The following is a 16524-nucleotide window of genomic DNA, read 5'->3' as shown; positions in this document are numbered from 1 at the left end:
ATGCTAGGCTCGCACCGTTATCGCAACAAGAACGATGAATTTCCGTAGGTACTATGGTTTTCCGGAGTATGCATGCGTAGCAGGCGTTGGGACGGCAAGAGCGGTTGCGCGGTGGAAGTCACGCTGTCGGTGATGGGCGGCGTGTGGAAGCCGATCATTCTGTTTCACCTGATGACAGGCAAGCGACGCTTCATGGAGCTGACGCGGCGTGTGCCCAACGCCACCCAGTCCATGCTGACCAGCCAGCTGCGGGAACTGGAGGCTGACGGCGTGGTGATCCGCCACGTGTACCCGGAAGTGCCGCCGAAGGTGGAGTACGAGCTTTCCGAATTCGGTCGCACGCTGGTGCCGGTGCTGCTTGCCATGCGCGAGTGGGGTGAAACCTATCGGGGCCATAAAGGCACGGACAGCAACGGCTGAGACCTGGAGTGGAGTGCCGAAGGAGTATCCGCAGTACTGCAGGCAGCGTATGTGGCGCGCCGCCTGGTTTCATGAAGGGCTGCGATGCGGTTCCTGTTCCGTGGACGGCCGGTTGCCTATAGTGGCGCTGGAACCCTGCAATGGAATGCCCATGCACGTGATGTCCCCCAGCCGGTGTCTGACGCTTGCACTTGCCGTTGCAGTGAGTGCCGGCGCCTGTGCGCGGCCACCGTCCAACGAACACGAAAGGAATCCCGCCATGTCCGGCGCAACCCAGACCGGCCGCACGATCAACGGCCACACCTATACCGATGCGCCCGTGGACGTGAAGCTCGGGCCGAATACCTTCCGCATTCCAGCCAACTACCTGGACAGCCAGATCGCACCGTGGCCGGGCGAGGGCGTGACGCTGGTCATCGAGTGGCCGGACATGAAGCCGACGGCGCCGGGTGCGCGGGCGAATCCGCGTACGAATGATTTCCGGAAGGAGATTCCCATCCGGATCAACTACGTCGATCGCGTTCCCGTCGAAACACTGCTTTCAAGGCTGTCGTCAAATGAAGCCATCACGGAGGAAGGCTCTGTGGAAAGGGAGGATCCCAGGGACCGTCTCGATCAACGCGTTGCAAAGCCGCAGACCTTGGGCCTGACGCCCTATGCAATCGACGAAGCGAAGATGGTGGTGTACGCGAAGAAGTATGAGGCGCGGTACGGGAAGCCGCCTGTCCGCAATCCCGCCTACGAGAGAGACTGGTACATCGCACGCCAGGGCGATGGTCGGATCAGCTCGTTCATCAAATGTGACGGCGAGGAATTCCGACGCGACGGCGTGCGGCTGGAGGGGCGCGAGGTGATCAGTGAGCCCGGGGAAGTGGCAGCGGGCTGCGTTCATTACTTCGTGGACATCGACAACAAGCTGTCCGTCAGCCTGGACTACAAGAGAGCGTTTCTGAAGGACTGGAAGCGCATGGAAGAGGCCGTCAAGGACGTCATCGCGCGCACCCGGTCCAAGTGATCGGTGATTCAAGGAAGAGGAGAGGAAGGGTATGAGTGGATTGACCGAGCACGATCTCAGCATCCTTGGCAGCTATGCCAGAGACGGCAACCGCGAGCTTTACTGGAACTACTTGTCGCAACTGCCGGGAGCCGATGGGTATGGGACACTGGCACTGGGTGTTGTACGCAATGACAGCCTGCCGGGACGCGTCGCGAACACCTATGCACAGGACTACGCGAAGAGCCAGCAGGAAGAGGGATCCCGGTTTCCAAATGCACAGTTGACCGAACGGCAATGGGAGTCCTTTGGGCAGACCCTGCTCGAAAGAGATCTTGAGTTGCGGCAGCAGTGGATGAACGAGCGCCGCCCAGACCTGGCACTGAATCTTCCCGGCAAGGATGTAATGCTGGCTCACGATCGGGCATTTGAACGGCATGAACTCGATCCCAACTGCTGGACGCCGCGCGTATTGCTGCAGGCGGCTGAGCAGAAGAGCGGTCCCGCGAAGCTGGAACAGATCTGGACCAACATGCTCAACAATGACTACGCCGGAGGCCCGCGTGTAGGCAACACCAGCGTCGATGCCATCAGCCAGATGGGATGGACGAAAGGCGGCCAGTACCTCACCCGGTTGAGCGTGCTGGAAGCCACCCAGGCCCTGGAAGGGCGCTCGACGGTCGATCCGAACGTCATCGGTGGCAACAGCTACTACGCGATGTACTTCGAGGCGGACAGGAAATGGGCCAGCATCAGTGCGGGCGGCGGTCACATGTCGCTGCGCGAGATCACCGATCCCTCACGTATCGCCGAACTCAACGACGCGCGCGAGGTTCGTCTGGAGCGCCTGGAGAAGCGAACCCAGTTCCACCCGGACGACCCATATCGGACCATTACCCGCAGCCCGCTTACCGCAGCGGTGGACGACGTGCCGGATCCCTCACAGGCGCCGACCCGTCTGGCCGACATTGGTCCTGGCCACCGTGAGTACACATTGCTGCAGCAGGTGCGCGAAGGCGTGGCCGCGATCGATGCCAGCGCGGGACATACCCACGATGAGAACAGCGAGCGTCTTGTGGCGAGCGTGATGGCCTTGGCCCGCCGCAACCAGCTTGAACGCGCCGATCACGTGCTGCTGAGCGCCCAGACGGCCGACGCTGCCGCAGGGCGGAACGTGTTCGTGGTGCAGGGCGAGATGACCGACCCCGCCCACCTGCGCGTTTCAATGCCCACGGATATAGCAGTACAGACGCCGGTTGCGCAGTCGTTGCAGCAGATGAATGCGATCGACCTGGATCGCCAGCAGACTGCCGGGCAACGCCAGCAGGAAATTGATGTGCAGGCGCGCGAGAACCATGCGATGCGGATGGGATGAAATCACACCGCCAGTCGCGTATGGAACCTTTTCAGTAGTAAGGCGCAGCGCCTGCCAGCCAATGCCAGCCCCCGAAATGGGGGCCGGCACGCATCACGGCAGTGCGTGGCTTACGGGATGGTGCAGCCGCTGTTCCGCAGGCAACGAGCAAACGCCGGGTAGCAGACGTTCTCACCATTGCCCGCCGCCAGACAAGCATCGTAGGCGGTGTAGCACGGGGTACAGCGGGACTGCGCGGAGGCACTACCGATTCCCAGGGTCAGTGCAGCAGCCGCAATAGCAACAGACAGCTTGAATCCAATCTTCATGCTTCACTCCGTTGATAGCCCTCCTTGGGCAACGGCAACGCTACAGGCGGAGGTGATCGTGCACAAGTGACTGGAAGTGCCGATGGTTTCGGATACGCGTGAACCAGTGCCAGGCAACGATCTGCTTGCCGACAGTGGATTCAGCGCTACAAATGCTTCCGGTCAGAAGCTGTAGGCCGCCTGCACATACACCCGTCGTGGCTCGCCGGGGAAATGCCCGTTGCGTTCGATGAAGCCACTGGCCGCATACACCTTGTCGAACAGGTTCTTCACGTTGGCCTGGAACTGCCACTGCTTCCACGTCGTCTTCCAGCTCATGTCGAACACCGTGTAGGCCTTCACCGTCTGCCCATCCAGGCTGACACGCTCGCCAACATGGTCTGCCCCGAAGCCGATGGCGGAGTTGATTGCCGGCAGGTCGTAGCGGGTCCACAGGCCCAGCTTGTTGCGGGGCGCATTCGCGAAGCGGTCGCCGGAGGCGTTGGTGATGCCGTTCGGGCCGGCGTCCTTCACCCGCGCATCGTTGTAGGCGTAGGTCAGGTTCAGCACCCAGCGCTCGGTAAGGTCGGCCAACAGGTCCAGCTCCATCCCGGTACTGCGCACCAGGCCCAGCGCGGCCAGCTGGTTCACGCCACCGATCACTTCGCCGGTGGCCTGCACGATGTTGCTGCGGTCAATCCGGTAGGCCGCCATGTTCAACGTCACGCGCTCGGCCAGCAGGGACTTCATGCCCACTTCCCACTGCTTGCTGCGCTCGGCATCGAACGGTCCGCCAGCGGCCGGATTCTGGTTCGCCGCACTCTGCGGCACGAAACCACTGGCGACGTTGGCGTAGACGTTCAGGCCCTCGCGCACGGTGAACGTGCTGCCCAGCCGCCAGCTGAGATCGTTGCCATCCACACTGTTGCCAGTGATGCGATCCTCATCCTTGAAGCCATCCCAGCGCACCCCGGCCAGCACATGCCAGCGCGGGCCCAGTGCCAGTTCGTCCTGCAGGTAGCCGCCATGGCGCTTGCTGCGGGTGGATGTGCTGCGCCAGGGCAGGGCCGCCAGGTTGTAGTCGTGCCAGGTACTGGCGCCGTACACGGGATTGAACAGGTCGATGCCGCGCACCGGCCCGGCGCCACGTGCAAGGTCAGCGCTGTTGGCGGTCTGTGCAGTGAAATCCGCATCCAGCTGGTATACGTCGGCGCCGAACAGCACCTTGTGCGCCACCGCGCCGGTGGTCACCCGCCAGACTGCATTGCCGTTGGCAGTGAAGGCCTCGTTGTCACGGATCTGGTTGCGCAGCTGGCGGGTCATCCATTCGGCCACGCCATCGCGGTCGCGATCGATCAGGCCCATCGGCTCGTGGTACATCTGGTGTTCGGTGTTGCTGAACCAGCGAGCGGCGAAGTCCACGTCCAGGGTATCGAGCGGCGCGAAGCGATACTGTGCCAGTGCCACCTTGGCGCGCATGTCGAGGAAGTCGCTGGCCTCGTTGTGGTTCCAGCGGCGGTCGGTCAGGAACGTGCCTGCATCGTTGACCGGCACGCCACGCAGGCGGTTGCCGCCAAGGTTCTGGGTGATGTCGGTGAACTGCAGCACCAGCTCGCCGGTCTGGCCAACGTCGAAGGCCAGCGAGGCATCGCCGATAACGCTCTCGCTGTCGGTGTTCCAGCGCACGCCCTTTTCATTGTCGGCATAGAGCCCGGCGCGATAGCGCACGCTGCCGGCGGCATTCAACGGCCCGGTACCCTCGATCGATCCGGCACGGAAGTCCTTGTCGCCCAGCTGGACCTCGATGCGGCGCTCGGCAGCGGCTTGGGGCTTGCGGGTCACGTAGTTGATGACACCGCCCGCATCACCCCCGCCATACAGCGCGCCTGCCGGCCCCTTCAGCACTTCCACGCGCTCGATGTTGAACAGCTGCGGCACCGAAAATCCTGCGTACGGGTCGCCGCGCAGGCCGTCATACAGCACGTTCTCCTGGCGAAAGCCGCGCAGGGTCACCCCGGCATAGCTGAAATAGCTGATGCCGCTGATGCTGCGATAGAGGTCGGTCACCTGGCGCGCGGCCTGGTCGTCGATCAGTTCACGCGGGATGACCTGGATCGACTGTGGGACCAGCTCCAGGGGTGTATCGGTGCGGGTGCCGACCGCGGCATCGTCTACCCGATACAGTGTCTGTGCGCGTCCGCGGACTTCGACCTTGTCCAGATCCTTGGGTGCGGCAGCGGAGGACTCAGCTGCATGCGCAAGGGTCGCCACGTGCAGGGTCAGTGCCAGGCACAGGGTGCGTTTCTGGGTCGTGGGGAGGGGCATGGGCGGAGGTTCACGTGTCTGCAAATGAGAAAGATTAGCATTTGCAACACTTCGTGACCTATCCCCCGAATGCGTTATGGACGCGCGCCGGGATCGGTATAGGGGCTGCCTGCCAAGGCCACCAGTACTCCGGTGCCACCGCGCACGATCAGCTGAAGCATGGCCTCGCGCGGGTCTTCGCCCTGCAGCTGGCTCGCCAGTCCTTTCTCATAGGCCGCCACTATCGAGGCCAGCAGCATGGCGGCGCCCAGGCGCGCTTCGGCGTCGCTCTCCGGTCGCCCGATCGCCCCGGCCATCCATTTCGCCAGATCGTCCGTCAGCTGCGCCTGCAGCCGCCGGGCATGCGCGGTCAGTACCGGGCTGTCAGCGACGGTTGCCCAGAATGCAGCGGCGCCAGCATTGATGCGCAGCAGCGGATGGCCCGCCTCCAGCAACTCGCGCACGAGTGACTGGAAGGCCGCCAGCGGGGTCATGCCGGTGCGCGCCGCCATGCCCTCGCGCAGCAGCGCACGTGCTTCCTCGTCGCGGTCGAAGACCAGGTCTTCCTTGCTGGCGAAGTAATTGAAGACCGTCTTGCGTGATACCCCCGCAGCCTCGGCGATCTCGGACATGGACACGGCCTCGAAGCCGCGCGCGATGATCAGCCCGGTGGCGACGTCGGAAATCGCTTGTCGGGTCTCGGCTTTGCGCTGCTCGCGGCGGCCTGGGAGCGGGGTCATGGGCGGTTTGCTTGTGAAAACGTACACCGAGTGTAACATTTGACTGGCCAGAGCGCCGGCCCGGCGCTCACGAGGAATCCCCATGCTGTACGACGTCGTCATTGCCGGTGCTGGCCCGGTTGGCTTGTTCCTGTCCTGCGAACTGGCCCATGCCGGGTGTTCGGTGCTTGTGCTGGAACAGGCCGGGTCCGCCGACTCGCCGTTGAAGCGCCTGCCATTCGGGCTGCGCGGCCTGAACACCCCCACGCTGGAAGCACTGGATCGGCGTGGCCTGTTGGACGCGGTCGCCACGGCGCAGGTGCTCAAGCCCGACAAGGGCGCGCCGCCGCCCGGCACCGCCCATTGGCTGGCGCAACCGCGGGCGCTGGGTGGGCACTTCGCGGGTATTCCGTTCGCACTGGACAGCGTGGAGACCGAGCGCTGGAACTGGCGCCTGCCGACGCCGGTCAGCACCCAGATGGCGGTGGAGCTGCAGGTGCTGGAAAGGGTCCTCGCCGAACGTGCGAACGCGCTGGGCGTCTGCATCGAACGCGGGCGCGCGGTACAGGCCGTACAGGCTGGCGAGACGGAGGTGGTCATTGAGACTGCTGACGGAGTCGTGCGCGGTCGTTGGCTGGTCGGCTGCGACGGTGGCCGCAGCACCGTGCGGAAGCAGTGCGGCTTCAGCTTCGTCGGCACCGATCCGGAGTTCACCGGGCATTCGTTGCTGGTTGAGCTGGAAGATCCTTCGGTGCTGACGCCGGGGCGGCAGTACACCGCGCAGGGCATGTGCAATTTCAATCTGCCGGGCGTGCTGGCGCTGGCCGATTTCGACGGAGGGGCTGGCCATCGCGCGCCCCTCGATCTGGACGCTGCGCAGGCTTTGCTGCGGCGCGTGTCCGGTCGCGATGCAACGATCAAGGCCCTGCATCTGCACAGCACCTGGACCGATGGCGCACGCCAGGCCAGCGCCTATCGCAAGGGGCGTGTCGTGTTGGCGGGCGACGCTGCGCATGTGCATTCGCCACTGGGCGGACAGGGCCTGAACCTGGGCATTGGCGATGCGATGAACCTCGGCTGGAAGCTGGCCGCCGTGGCGCGGGGCAAGGCCGATGAGGCGCTGCTGGACAGCTATCAGGCTGAGCGCCATCCAGTGGGCGCCAAAGTACTGGACTGGTCACGCGCACAGGTTGCGGTGATGCGTCCCGGGGCCGGTTCGCGCGCGCTGGCAGCGATCATGGCCGACCTGGCTGGCACCCGCGATGGGGCCACGTATCTGGCCGAGCGGATCTGGGGTGTTTCGCAGCGGCTGGATCTTGCCGGAGAGCACCCGCTTGTCGGCAGGAGCGCGCCTGACTTCCGGTTGGCCGATGGCCGCCGCTTGGGCGAATTGCTGAGAACGGGGCAGGGGGCGCTGCTTGTCTTCGACCAGGCATCTTCGCTATCGCAGTTTGCCCAACGCTGGCTGCCTCCCATCGCCTGCGCCGCAAATACTGGAGATGTGGCATCGGGCCTGGGAGCAGTGCTGGTGCGCCCGGATGGCATCGTCGCCTGGGCCTGCGGCGCAGGGGCGGATATGTCCGGCATCGATTCAGTGCTTGCTTCCTGGCCCGGTTCGACGCGGTGATCTGCCGGCTAAGGCGCAGTCACCATCGCCTGTGAGCGGCAACTGGCCTCGGTCATCACCGAGGCCAGCTGCTTCAGGGAGTAGGGCTTGCGCAGCAGCGTGAAACCGTGGCCTGGATCGCGGGCCAGCAGTTCGCTGTAGCCACTGGTGAGAATGATCGGAAGATCGGGCAGGCGGCTGCGGATGGTGCGGGCGAGATCCAGCCCATTGGTCCCGGGCATGACCACGTCGCTGAACACCACGTGGAAACGCGCAGCGTCGCGCTCGAGCTCCGCCAGTGCCTCGTCGGCATTGCGCGCGAGTACGACGTTGTACTCAAGCTCGCGCAGCGCCCCGACTGCAAACTCGGCCACATCCACGTTGTCTTCCACCACCAGTACGCACAATCCGTGGCCATGCAGCAGCCCCTGTTGCGCGGTCGGCAGCTCGATGGTGGCGTTTTCCTGCGCCAGCGGCAGATACAACGTGAAGCGCGTACCGACACCTGCCTGGCTCTGTACGTCCACTTCGCCCTCGGACTGTTTGACGAAGCCGAACACCTGGCTGAGGCCAAGCCCTGTGCCCGCGCCCACTCCCTTGGTGGTGAAAAATGGCTCAAAGATCCGATCCACCACGGAAGGATCGATACCGGCGCCGGTGTCGCTGACGCTGATCGCAGCAAAGTCGCCTTTCATCGGCGCCGCGAACCGGACGGAAGGCACCGATGTCAGCTGTTCCACATCGATCGTCACGTTGCCGTGGCCGTCAATGGCATCGCGCGCGTTCACCGCGATGTTGATCAGTGCGGTGTCGAGCTGGGTCCGGTCCAGCAGCACCGGCAACGGGGCGTCGGGCAGGTTCACCGACACGGAGATGCGTGCACCCAGCACTGTGGTGATGATGTCCGAAAGCGCGCGTACGCTCTCGCAGAGGTCGAACACCTGCGGCGACAGGCTCTGTCTACGCGAGAACGCCAGAAGCTGGGCGGTCAGGCGAGTGGCGCGGTCAGCGGCGGTTTCGATGGCCTGTACATAGCGCAGGCGCGCATCTCCGGCTGGCCACGTATGCAGCAGCATGTCCACGGAACCGGTGATCACCTGCAGCAGATTGTTGAAGTCGTGGGCAACGCCGCCGGTCAGCTGGCCGATGGCCTCCAGCTTCTGCGACTGCCGCAGCTGTTCGCGGGCGCGTACCAGTTCAAGGTGGGCCTCGCGTGCCTGCTCGGTGATGGCCGCCACCTGGCGCGTGTGCCGGTCGCGCTCGATCACCCGCTCGGTCTGCTCGCTGACGACGCAGATTATGCCGGCCACGCCTCCGCAACCGGCACGCAGCGGCGAGTAGGAGAACGTCCAGAATGTCTCGCGCAACGTGCCATCACGGTCCATCATCAACGGCATGTTCTTGAAACTGCGGCTTGTGCCGCCGAAGGCGTCGTTGACAGCATCCACGACGTCGGCCCAGACGTCCGCCCAGACGTCTTCCAATCGGCTGCCCATGGCGCCGTGCAGCTTGCCGCCCAGCATCGGCAGGTAGGCATCGTTGAAGAAGAACGCCTTGTTGTCGCGGCCCCATGCGATCCACAGCGGCTCCGGAGAATCCAGGATCATCGCCAGCAGAGCGCGGAGTTCGGGAGGGGCATTGGTGGCGTCGGCGGAACGGGCCCAGTCGCTGTCCTGCAGCAGTCGGTAGGCGAGTTGATCGGGTGCCGAGACAGGAAGGGGGAAGGGATGCATGGCCGTGCGCGAATAAAGGTGCCGCAGCTTAGCCGAGGTGATGTCATTGCGCCCTGCACAGCTCCTTTGCCCTGGCCCTCATCGGTCCCTCGCGGCGGACGAGGTGGCTCACGGGGCGCGCTCTGACTGCATCACCATCCCTGCGCCAACAGCCTGCGTCGTGGCACCGTCGTATTGCAGCCTCAGACACCCAGAAGCGAATTCACCTGCCAATCGGCAACCCGCGCATGGCTCACCGCCTGATGACTGCCGCATCCGTCGCAGCGGAACAAGGCGCCACCCGGCAGCTGGACCAGATTGTCTTCGCTGGCCGAGCGGGTTTCAGAGCAATGCCGGCAGATGACAGTGAGCGCCGTAATGCGCTCCACCCCGCCAGACAGGTCGAACACAGCTTCAAAGGCATGGATGACAGGGTGACCAGTGGCCGGCATCGGGAAAGTCGTCGTGATGGGGAGGCCTTATCCTGCCCCCCCGATCGTGACGGGCTGGTCATCCGCATGCATTGGAGCGATCAAGATGCCCGGCGGCTCAGAGATCCTTCTTCTTGCCGCTCAGGTCGATCGGCCTGTCACTGCCCTTGCGCTCGCTCGACCACACTTCCATGCTCTTGTTGCAGCGGCTCTCGCGGGCAGCCACTTCAGGCGGTAGGTCCTTCAGATGCGGCGACTCCTGGCAGGCCTGGTGCATGTTGCTGTCGTCATATGTGGCGCAGGCGCTGAGCGTGACCAGGGCAATGGCGGTGAGGGAGACGCGAAGCAGGGGCTGCAGGGTCATGGGGAGGTCTCGGGTGGTGCCGGGCTGGCCATGGAATTCAAATCCGTGACCCCGGGCACGAGCAATCCGTCCAATCGCACTTGTTATTATGTAACAGATGCGCGATAGTCCGGCGCCTGCTGTTGTCAGGCGACGCAGATCATCAGGATCATGCTCAGCGCCAGCATCAGCACGAATACGCGCCGGCTCAGCGCAAGGCAGGCCAGGCAGGCGGCCAGTGCCCAGGCAGCCAGCAGCGCGCAGGCCAGCAGCCACAGCCCGATCACCATCAATGATCCCGTTGCCAGCACTGACAGCGCGATCGCCTTTGACAGTGCCACGCCCAGCACGCTGCCAAGCACGCCCGCCTGCAGGGCAATGGCATCGTGGCGGGCAGCGGCGGGGCGGTGCATGTTGGCCGGACTCCATCGTTGGAAGGGCAGCGCAGGTACTGTGCCCGAGCGCATATCCACGTCATGTGTTTTTCGTGCCCGCGTGGCGTTGCCCGCGCTGGCCTCAGTCGAACTCACCCTCGGCCGATTCCAGCCGTTGCCTGTAAGCCGCCCGATGCTGATACAGGCGCTGGCACTCGGCGGACCTGTGGATACGGCTGGCCGGTTCGTTGGCCACGGCGTCGCACATTCTTGCGATGTGGTTGTTGGACGCCAGTTCGGTCACGAAGAACACGGCGGTGATGCCGGTACCGAGCAGCACGACATAGAGCAGGCGGCTGAGCCAGCGTGACAGCTTGCGCTCGAAGTGCTGCTGGATGGTCAGGTCGAAGCGGATGATGCTGAGCACGATCCAGATGATCGCGACCAGGAAGCAGAGCGTGGGCAGCAGGCCGCGCCAGAGCCCGGCCTCGTAGACCGATTCGTTGTAGTGGACAGCCGCCCCGGCACCGGCGATGGCGATGGCGAGTGCCCAGTTGCGGCCCAGCGAGAGCAGGTCGTCGAGCAGCTTCTCGCGGTTCCTGGTTGGTCCTGCTGCCACGTGGGTTCCATCTCCATGCTGCGACCGGCGGCGGAACTGCCGCCGATCCTGCAGATGGTGGAGCATCGCTGCGGCGATGAGAAGGCCGCGCGGCTCAACGTGCGATGGCGCGGGCGCCGATCCAGCGCCGGTAGCGGCGGGTCCGACACTTTGCGGCCGCCTGTGCCAGCAGCAGTGCCCATACCGGTGAGACCGTGGGTGCGGTGGGGCGGCGCCGACTCAACCGGCCCAGCTGATACTTCACTACGGCCATGTGCGCGCTGGCCGACAGCGGCTTGCTGCGCCAGTTGATGTTGCGCAACGCCGGCACCGGGTCGCGGCCCTGCTGCCACTGCTGCGGCAGATCCGGCTCGATCGCCAGCGCTGTGGCGATGCCGACCATGGCCACGCCGCTGGCCAGCACCTGCTCTGCCACTTCGCGGCGGCGGATGCCGCCGGTGACCATCAGCGGCATCGTTGCCACCGTGGCGATCTCGCGCGCGAATTCGAGGAAGTACGCTTCCCGGGCCATGCTGCGTTCGTCGCGTGCGGCGCCGGTCATGGCCGGTGCTTCATAGCTGCCGCCGGACAGTTCGACCAGATCCACGCCGAGGGGCGCCAGCATCTCCACCACGGCGCGCGCGTCCTCGGGCGAGAAACCGCCGCGCTGGAAGTCGGCGGAGTTGAGCTTCACCGCCACTGCGAACGTAGGCCCCACGCTGGCGCGTACGCCCTGCACGATCTCCAGCAGCAGGCGCGCACGGTTGTCCAGGCTGCCGCCCCAGCGATCCTCGCGACGGTTCGACAGCGGCGACAGGAACTGGCTGAGCAGGTACCCGTGCGCGGCATGGATCTCCACGCCGCTGAAACCGGCGCGTTCGGCCAGCTCGGCACTACGGATGAAGCGGGCGATCACTTCTTTAATGTCGGCTTCGCTCATCGCCTTTGGTGGCGCGAACTGCTTGGACAGCGCGCCCATGTCCAGTGGCACCGCCGAAGGTGCCAGCGCCGGTTGGCCGAGCGCGGCCGGCATCTGCCGACCGGGATGGTTGATCTGCATCCACATCTGCGCACCCCGCGAGCGTGCTGTCTCCGCCCAGGCGCTGAAGCGGTCGAGATGGCGATCATCCTCCAGCACCACGCCGCCGGGGCCGGTCATGGCGCGGCCATCAACCATCACGTTGCCGGTGATGACCAGCCCGGCGCCGCCGTCGGCCCACTGCTGGTACAGCTCCAGCAGTGCGGCGGAGGGTGCATGGTTGGCGTCGGCCATGTTTTCCTCCATCGCCGCCTTGGCGATGCGGTTGCGGATGACGGCACGGGAAGGCAGTGCCAAGGGCGAGAACAGCGACATCGGACAGCTCCAGGACAGGGGAATGGCGCTACGCTAACCTTCAAGTTTGATTGAAGGTCAACGGGCCGCGATGTCGAGGATTCAGGCAGATGAAAATCGGTGAGCTGGCCCGGCGCACGGGCCTGGCAGCGTCACGCATCCGCTTCTACGAGGATGCGGGGTTGCTGCAGGTGCCGCGGCAGCCAAATGGCTACCGCGACTATCCAGAGCAGGCGGTGCTGCTGCTGGAGCTGATTACCGGTGCGCAGCGTGCCGGTTTCAGCCTGGAGGAGATACGCGCCTTGCTGCCGCCAGACATGGGCCGGTGGCAGCACGATGCGCTGATCACGATGCTGCAGCAGAAGGTGGCCGACATCGAAGCGCTGCAGTCGCGGCTGGCACAGAGCCGGGCGCACCTGGTTGCCCTGATCGAGGACATCCAGGCGCGGCCGGACGGGATTGATTGCGCGGCCAACTCGCGGCGGGTATTGGACCGGGTGAACCGTGGCGAGCTGGCGCGCCCGACGCTGGCTGCCGGCGACGTGGCAATGCTGCGGCCAGAGCGCCGCCGGCGCATGGGCAGCGACTGACGACCCGGCGCCGTGTTCAGTGGCTGCCGGCGGTGGCCTTGCGCTTCCTGTCCAGCATCACCGCCACGCACCACAGCAACAGGCCGCCGATGGCGGTGGCGGCACCGACATAGCCGGTGCTGGCCGGGCTGAAGCCAGCGCTGATTGCCATGCCGCCCAGCCACGGGCCGAGCGCATTGGCGGTATTGAAGGCGGCATGGTTGGAGGCGGCGGCCAGCGTCTGCGCTTCGCCGGCCACGTCCATCAGGCGCGTCTGCAGTACCGCCGCCAGTGCGCCCATGGTGCCGACGGTGATGATCATCGGGCCGATCGTCCACACCGACTGTGCGGCCAGCGGGTACAGCAGCAGCATCACGATGGACCACAGCAGCACCACGGCGGCGGCCTTGAAGTGGAACTTGTCGACCAGCCATCCACCGGCGATGTTGCCGATGATCGCGCCGACGCCGAACACGCCCACCGCCAGTGGCATCCAGGATTCGGCTACACCGGTGACCTGCACCAGGGTGGGTGCCAGATAGGTGAACACGCAGAACATGCCTGCGAAACCGACCGCGCCGATGGCCAGCGCCAGCCACACCTGCGTGGTATTGAAGGCGCGCAGTTCGCGCATCGGCGAGGTGCGCACTTCATCCGGATCCGGCAGCAGGAAGCGCGCGATCATCGCCACGGTGGCGACGGCCAGCACGCTGACCAGGGCGAAGGCGGTGCGCCAGCTCAGCTGCTGGCCCAGCCAGGTGGTCAGCGGATTGCCGACCAGGATCGCAATCGACAGGCCCAGCAGTACCCGCGACATCGCTTGGCCGCGCTGGCCGGCCGGGCTGATCGCCGCCGCCACCAGCATCGCCACGCCGAAGTAGGCACCGTGCGGCAGGCCGGCGACGAAGCGCGCAATGAGCATTGTGCCGTAGTTCGGTGCCAGCGCACTGGCGAGGTTGCCGATGGCATAGAAGCCCATCAGCGCCAGCAGCAGCTTGCGGCGCGGGAAGCTGGCACCGACGAAGGCGAGGATGGGCGCACCGACGACCACGCCGATGGCATAGGCGCTGATGAGGTGGCCGACCTGGGTTTCGGAGATCGACAGGCCACGGCTGATCTCCAGCATCAGGCCCATGCTGGCGAATTCGCTGGTGCCGATGGCAAAGCCGCCCAGTGACAGGGCGAGGATGATCAGGGTGCGCTGACGGGGCGTCAGCCGCGCAGCCAGGGAAGAGTTGGGGCTCATGCGGGGCGCGATGGGGGCGGGGAGCCGGTCATTGTACTGCTGCACCGCAGCAGGAGCAGCCATGCCGGAGGGCAAATCAGCGTTTGATCGATGGGATTGTGGCCAGCCGAGCGTGGGCTCGGCGCTGCAGGAGGCGTGGCGCACTGAGGCTGGCGTCCTGCATGTGACGACGACATGCCCAGCGGCATGATGGTGCACGCAGGGGATCGTGGAGCGCTTGGACAAGGAGGAAATCGATGCAGGAATTCAGGCATGTGCTGGAGACGCGTGGTCGCTATCAGCTGGTAGCGGTGTCCTACGAGCCGGTGTACGCTCCGGGCGATGTGGTCGGCCATGCGGTCGTCGCCGACGATGGGGATCGTCTGACCGACCTTGTATCACTGGCCGAAGCGCGCCAGCTGCTGTTGCAGCGGGTGCGTGAAGAGGGTGAGGAGCCCGGGCTGGAGAACGAAAACCACCTGCGGAAGAAGGCGTCGCGCTGGCGCCGCCGCTAGGCCGTCGCGCCCTCGTGCGCATCATGGAGGATCCGGGTGTTGCCCAGTAAGAAGTATTCGCTCATCGCCATCATCACGCTGGCGACCCTGCTGCTTGGTTTCGTGTTTTCCGGCTACCTGACCCTTCTTTTCCTGGGGTTGGACACCAAGCTGTTCACCTGGAACACGTACTACCAGTACTACCACGCCATTGGCCAGCCGCAGGTTGTGCCGTTCGTGGGCAAGATCAAGTGGGCCGGCTACGTGGGCTTCGGCCTGCCGCTGCTGGTCCTGCTGGTGACCGGCCTGGTGCTGCTTTTGAAGAAGGACAAGCGCTCGTTGCATGGCGACGCGCGCTTTGCCACCGGCGCCGACCTGTCCAAGCACGGCATGTTCAAGAAGACCGGCCAGAGCATCGTGGTCGGCAGCCACGGTGGCAAGCTGGTCCGGCTGGACGGCCAGCAGTTCGTGATCCTGGCCGCGCCCACCCGCTCGGGCAAGGGCGTGGGCGTGGTCATCCCGAACCTGCTCGAGTACGGCGAATCACTGGTGGTGCTGGACATCAAGCAGGAGAACTTCGACCTGACCAGCGGCTGGCGCGCCAGCCAGGGCCAGGAGATCTACCTGTTCAATCCCTTTGCCGAGGATCGGCGCACGCATCGCTGGAACCCGCTCAGCTATGTCTCCGATGACCCGGCGTTCCGCGTGTCGGACCTGATGAGCATCGCGGCGATGCTGTATCCCGACGGCGCCGAGGACCAGAAGTTCTGGGTCAGCCAGGCGCGCAACGCGTTCATGGCCTTCACCCTGTACCTGTTCGAGAACTGGGACGACGAGCGCAGCAGCGGCTTCCCGGGCGGCTCGGGCACGCCGACGCTGGGTTCTGTCTACCGGTTGTCATCCGGCGACGGCACCGATCTGAAGAAGTACCTCAAGGCCTTGTCGGAGCGTTCGTTCCTCAGCGCCAACGCGCGCTCGGCGTTCGCCAACATGCTGTCCCAGGCCGACGAGACCTTCGCCTCGATCCTGGGCACCTTCAAGGAACCGCTCAACCCCTGGATCAACCCGGTGCTGGACAAGGCCACCAGCAGCAACGACTTCCTGCTGACCGACGTCCGCAAGAAGAAGATGACCATCTACATCGGCATCCAGCCGAACAAGCTGGCCGAGAGCCGCCTGATCATCAACCTGTTCTTCAGCCAGCTGATCAACCTCAACACCAAGGAACTGCCCAAGTCCAACCCGGACCTGAAGTACCAGTGCCTGCTGCTGATGGACGAGTTCACCTCGATCGGCAAGGTCGAGATCATCGCCTCGGCGGTGTCCTACATGGCCGGCTACAACATCCGCCTGCTGCCGATCATCCAGAGCATGTCCCAGCTTGATGCCACCTATGGCCGGGAAGTCTCGCGCACGATCATCACCAACCACGCGCTGCAGATCCTGTACGCGCCGCGCGAGCAGCAGGACGCCAACGACTATTCGGACATGCTGGGCTACACCACCATCCGCAAGAAGAACGTCACCCACGCCCGCGAGAAGACCCACAGCTTCACCGAAGAACGGCGTGCACTGATGCTGCCGCAGGAGCTGAAGGCGATGGGGCCGGACAAGGAAGTGTTCCTCTACGAGGGCATACCGCATCCGGTGAAATGCGACAAGATCCGCTACTACAAGGACCGCTACTTCACGTCGAGGCTGTTGCCGAAAGTCGACGTTCCCATGCTTAACGTCTAATTC

Annotated in this window: 17 protein-coding genes; 7 read left to right on the top strand and 10 right to left on the bottom strand. The window is 64.9% G+C overall.

Translation table 11 applies throughout. From position 1 onward, the window contains the following. The first annotated feature begins 72 nt into the window (after positions 1 to 72). The 3 genes from ACZK29_RS13315 to ACZK29_RS13305 all read left to right on the top strand — a co-directional run bounded on the left by ACZK29_RS13315 (position 73) and on the right by ACZK29_RS13305 (position 2789). Positions 73 to 420, top strand: coding sequence for a winged helix-turn-helix transcriptional regulator (locus tag ACZK29_RS13315; RefSeq protein WP_005410145.1), 348 nt, complete (start codon positions 73 to 75; stop codon positions 418 to 420). A 151-nt stretch (positions 421 to 571) separates the two neighbouring features. Continuing rightward, positions 572 to 1435 (top strand): Smlt3025 familytype IV secretion system inhibitor, encoded by an 864-nt coding sequence (locus ACZK29_RS13310; RefSeq protein WP_478446152.1) that lies wholly within the window; start codon positions 572 to 574, stop codon positions 1433 to 1435. 31 nt (positions 1436 to 1466) lie between these two features. Then, positions 1467 to 2789 carry a Smlt3024 family type IV secretion system effector gene (locus tag ACZK29_RS13305; protein WP_478446151.1) on the top strand — a complete coding sequence of 441 codons (1323 nt, stop codon included), beginning with the start codon at positions 1467 to 1469 and terminating at the stop codon, positions 2787 to 2789. Positions 2790 to 2899: 110 nt separating this feature from the next. Here the strand turns inward: ACZK29_RS13305 and ACZK29_RS13300 are convergent, their stop codons facing one another. The 3 genes from ACZK29_RS13300 to ACZK29_RS13290 form a co-directional block, all read right to left on the bottom strand. Next, positions 2900 to 3097 carry a hypothetical protein gene (locus tag ACZK29_RS13300; RefSeq protein ID WP_080355030.1) on the bottom strand — a complete coding sequence of 66 codons (198 nt, stop codon included), beginning with the start codon at positions 3095 to 3097 and terminating at the stop codon, positions 2900 to 2902. Positions 3098 to 3259: 162 nt separating this feature from the next. Then, complete coding sequence (locus tag ACZK29_RS13295; protein ID WP_478446150.1) at positions 3260 to 5401, bottom strand: TonB-dependent siderophore receptor; 2142 nt, start codon at positions 5399 to 5401, stop codon at positions 3260 to 3262. Between the two features lie 74 nt (positions 5402 to 5475). Next, positions 5476 to 6120: a TetR/AcrR family transcriptional regulator gene (locus ACZK29_RS13290; protein WP_478446149.1), complete on the bottom strand. Its 645-nt coding sequence runs from the start codon at positions 6118 to 6120 to the stop codon at positions 5476 to 5478. A gap of 82 nt (positions 6121 to 6202) precedes the next feature. Between ACZK29_RS13290 and ACZK29_RS13285 the strand changes: the two genes are divergently transcribed. After that, positions 6203 to 7726, top strand: a complete 1524-nt coding sequence (locus ACZK29_RS13285) for an FAD-dependent monooxygenase (RefSeq protein WP_459046999.1) — start codon at positions 6203 to 6205, stop codon at positions 7724 to 7726. Positions 7727 to 7734: 8 nt separating this feature from the next. Here the strand turns inward: ACZK29_RS13285 and ACZK29_RS13280 are convergent, their stop codons facing one another. The 6 genes from ACZK29_RS13280 to ACZK29_RS13255 all read right to left on the bottom strand — a co-directional run bounded on the left by ACZK29_RS13280 (position 7735) and on the right by ACZK29_RS13255 (position 12517). Continuing rightward, positions 7735 to 9438 (bottom strand): hybrid sensor histidine kinase/response regulator, encoded by a 1704-nt coding sequence (locus ACZK29_RS13280; protein WP_111203528.1) that lies wholly within the window; start codon positions 9436 to 9438, stop codon positions 7735 to 7737. Between the two features lie 182 nt (positions 9439 to 9620). Next, entirely contained in the window at positions 9621 to 9869 is a 249-nt protein-coding gene (locus tag ACZK29_RS13275) for a hypothetical protein (RefSeq protein ID WP_005410137.1), read from the bottom strand. 97 nt (positions 9870 to 9966) lie between these two features. Beyond that, a complete protein-coding gene (locus ACZK29_RS13270) occupies positions 9967 to 10212 on the bottom strand; it encodes a hypothetical protein (protein WP_111203527.1) in 246 nt (81 codons plus the stop codon). Between the two features lie 125 nt (positions 10213 to 10337). Further along, positions 10338 to 10604 (bottom strand): hypothetical protein, encoded by a 267-nt coding sequence (locus ACZK29_RS13265; RefSeq protein ID WP_111203526.1) that lies wholly within the window; start codon positions 10602 to 10604, stop codon positions 10338 to 10340. Positions 10605 to 10707: 103 nt separating this feature from the next. Next, a complete protein-coding gene (locus ACZK29_RS13260) occupies positions 10708 to 11184 on the bottom strand; it encodes a hypothetical protein (RefSeq protein WP_111203525.1) in 477 nt (158 codons plus the stop codon). 94 nt (positions 11185 to 11278) lie between these two features. Beyond that, positions 11279 to 12517, bottom strand: coding sequence for an NADH:flavin oxidoreductase/NADH oxidase family protein (locus ACZK29_RS13255; protein ID WP_478446148.1), 1239 nt, complete (start codon positions 12515 to 12517; stop codon positions 11279 to 11281). Between the two features lie 89 nt (positions 12518 to 12606). On the opposite strand from ACZK29_RS13255, the gene ACZK29_RS13250 reads away from it, so the two are divergent. Continuing rightward, positions 12607 to 13086 (top strand): MerR family transcriptional regulator, encoded by a 480-nt coding sequence (locus ACZK29_RS13250; RefSeq protein WP_478446147.1) that lies wholly within the window; start codon positions 12607 to 12609, stop codon positions 13084 to 13086. Between the two features lie 16 nt (positions 13087 to 13102). On the opposite strand, the gene ACZK29_RS13245 is transcribed toward ACZK29_RS13250, so the two are convergent. Then, the gene (locus ACZK29_RS13245) at positions 13103 to 14311 is read right to left on the bottom strand and encodes an MFS transporter (protein ID WP_478446146.1); all 1209 of its coding nucleotides are present in this window, start codon (positions 14309 to 14311) and stop codon (positions 13103 to 13105) included. A gap of 236 nt (positions 14312 to 14547) precedes the next feature. On the opposite strand from ACZK29_RS13245, the gene ACZK29_RS13240 reads away from it, so the two are divergent. Together ACZK29_RS13240 and ACZK29_RS13235 are read left to right on the top strand one after the other, a co-directional pair. Then, positions 14548 to 14805, top strand: a complete 258-nt coding sequence (locus ACZK29_RS13240; RefSeq protein WP_099550990.1) for a hypothetical protein — start codon at positions 14548 to 14550, stop codon at positions 14803 to 14805. A gap of 36 nt (positions 14806 to 14841) precedes the next feature. Continuing rightward, a complete protein-coding gene (locus tag ACZK29_RS13235; protein WP_111203521.1) occupies positions 14842 to 16521 on the top strand; it encodes a type IV secretory system conjugative DNA transfer family protein in 1680 nt (559 codons plus the stop codon). The last annotated feature ends 3 nt before the right edge of the window (positions 16522 to 16524 follow it).

Source organism: Stenotrophomonas sp. 89682_Sma (assembly GCF_056481405.1).
The sequence above is the reverse complement of the archived record's forward strand: the minus strand, read 5'-3'. Positions and strand labels throughout refer to the sequence as shown.

Bases quoted from the DNA above. Each gene is read 5' to 3' on its own strand.
- ACZK29_RS13315 (WP_005410145.1), top strand. From the start codon at position 73: ATGCGTAGCAGGCGTTGGGACGGCAAGAGCGGTTGCGCGGTGGAAGTC.
- ACZK29_RS13310 (WP_478446152.1), top strand. From the start codon at position 572: ATGCACGTGATGTCCCCCAGCCGGTGTCTGACGCTTGCACTTGCCGTT.
- ACZK29_RS13305 (WP_478446151.1), top strand. From the start codon at position 1,467: ATGAGTGGATTGACCGAGCACGATCTCAGCATCCTTGGCAGCTATGCC.
- ACZK29_RS13300 (WP_080355030.1), bottom strand. From the start codon at position 3,097: ATGAAGATTGGATTCAAGCTGTCTGTTGCTATTGCGGCTGCTGCACTG.
- ACZK29_RS13295 (WP_478446150.1), bottom strand. From the start codon at position 5,401: ATGCCCCTCCCCACGACCCAGAAACGCACCCTGTGCCTGGCACTGACC.
- ACZK29_RS13290 (WP_478446149.1), bottom strand. From the start codon at position 6,120: ATGACCCCGCTCCCAGGCCGCCGCGAGCAGCGCAAAGCCGAGACCCGA.
- ACZK29_RS13285 (WP_459046999.1), top strand. From the start codon at position 6,203: ATGCTGTACGACGTCGTCATTGCCGGTGCTGGCCCGGTTGGCTTGTTC.
- ACZK29_RS13280 (WP_111203528.1), bottom strand. From the start codon at position 9,438: ATGCATCCCTTCCCCCTTCCTGTCTCGGCACCCGATCAACTCGCCTAC.
- ACZK29_RS13275 (WP_005410137.1), bottom strand. From the start codon at position 9,869: ATGCCGGCCACTGGTCACCCTGTCATCCATGCCTTTGAAGCTGTGTTC.
- ACZK29_RS13270 (WP_111203527.1), bottom strand. From the start codon at position 10,212: ATGACCCTGCAGCCCCTGCTTCGCGTCTCCCTCACCGCCATTGCCCTG.
- ACZK29_RS13265 (WP_111203526.1), bottom strand. From the start codon at position 10,604: ATGCACCGCCCCGCCGCTGCCCGCCACGATGCCATTGCCCTGCAGGCG.
- ACZK29_RS13255 (WP_478446148.1), bottom strand. From the start codon at position 12,517: ATGTCGCTGTTCTCGCCCTTGGCACTGCCTTCCCGTGCCGTCATCCGC.
- ACZK29_RS13250 (WP_478446147.1), top strand. From the start codon at position 12,607: ATGAAAATCGGTGAGCTGGCCCGGCGCACGGGCCTGGCAGCGTCACGC.
- ACZK29_RS13245 (WP_478446146.1), bottom strand. From the start codon at position 14,311: ATGAGCCCCAACTCTTCCCTGGCTGCGCGGCTGACGCCCCGTCAGCGC.
- ACZK29_RS13240 (WP_099550990.1), top strand. From the start codon at position 14,548: ATGCAGGAATTCAGGCATGTGCTGGAGACGCGTGGTCGCTATCAGCTG.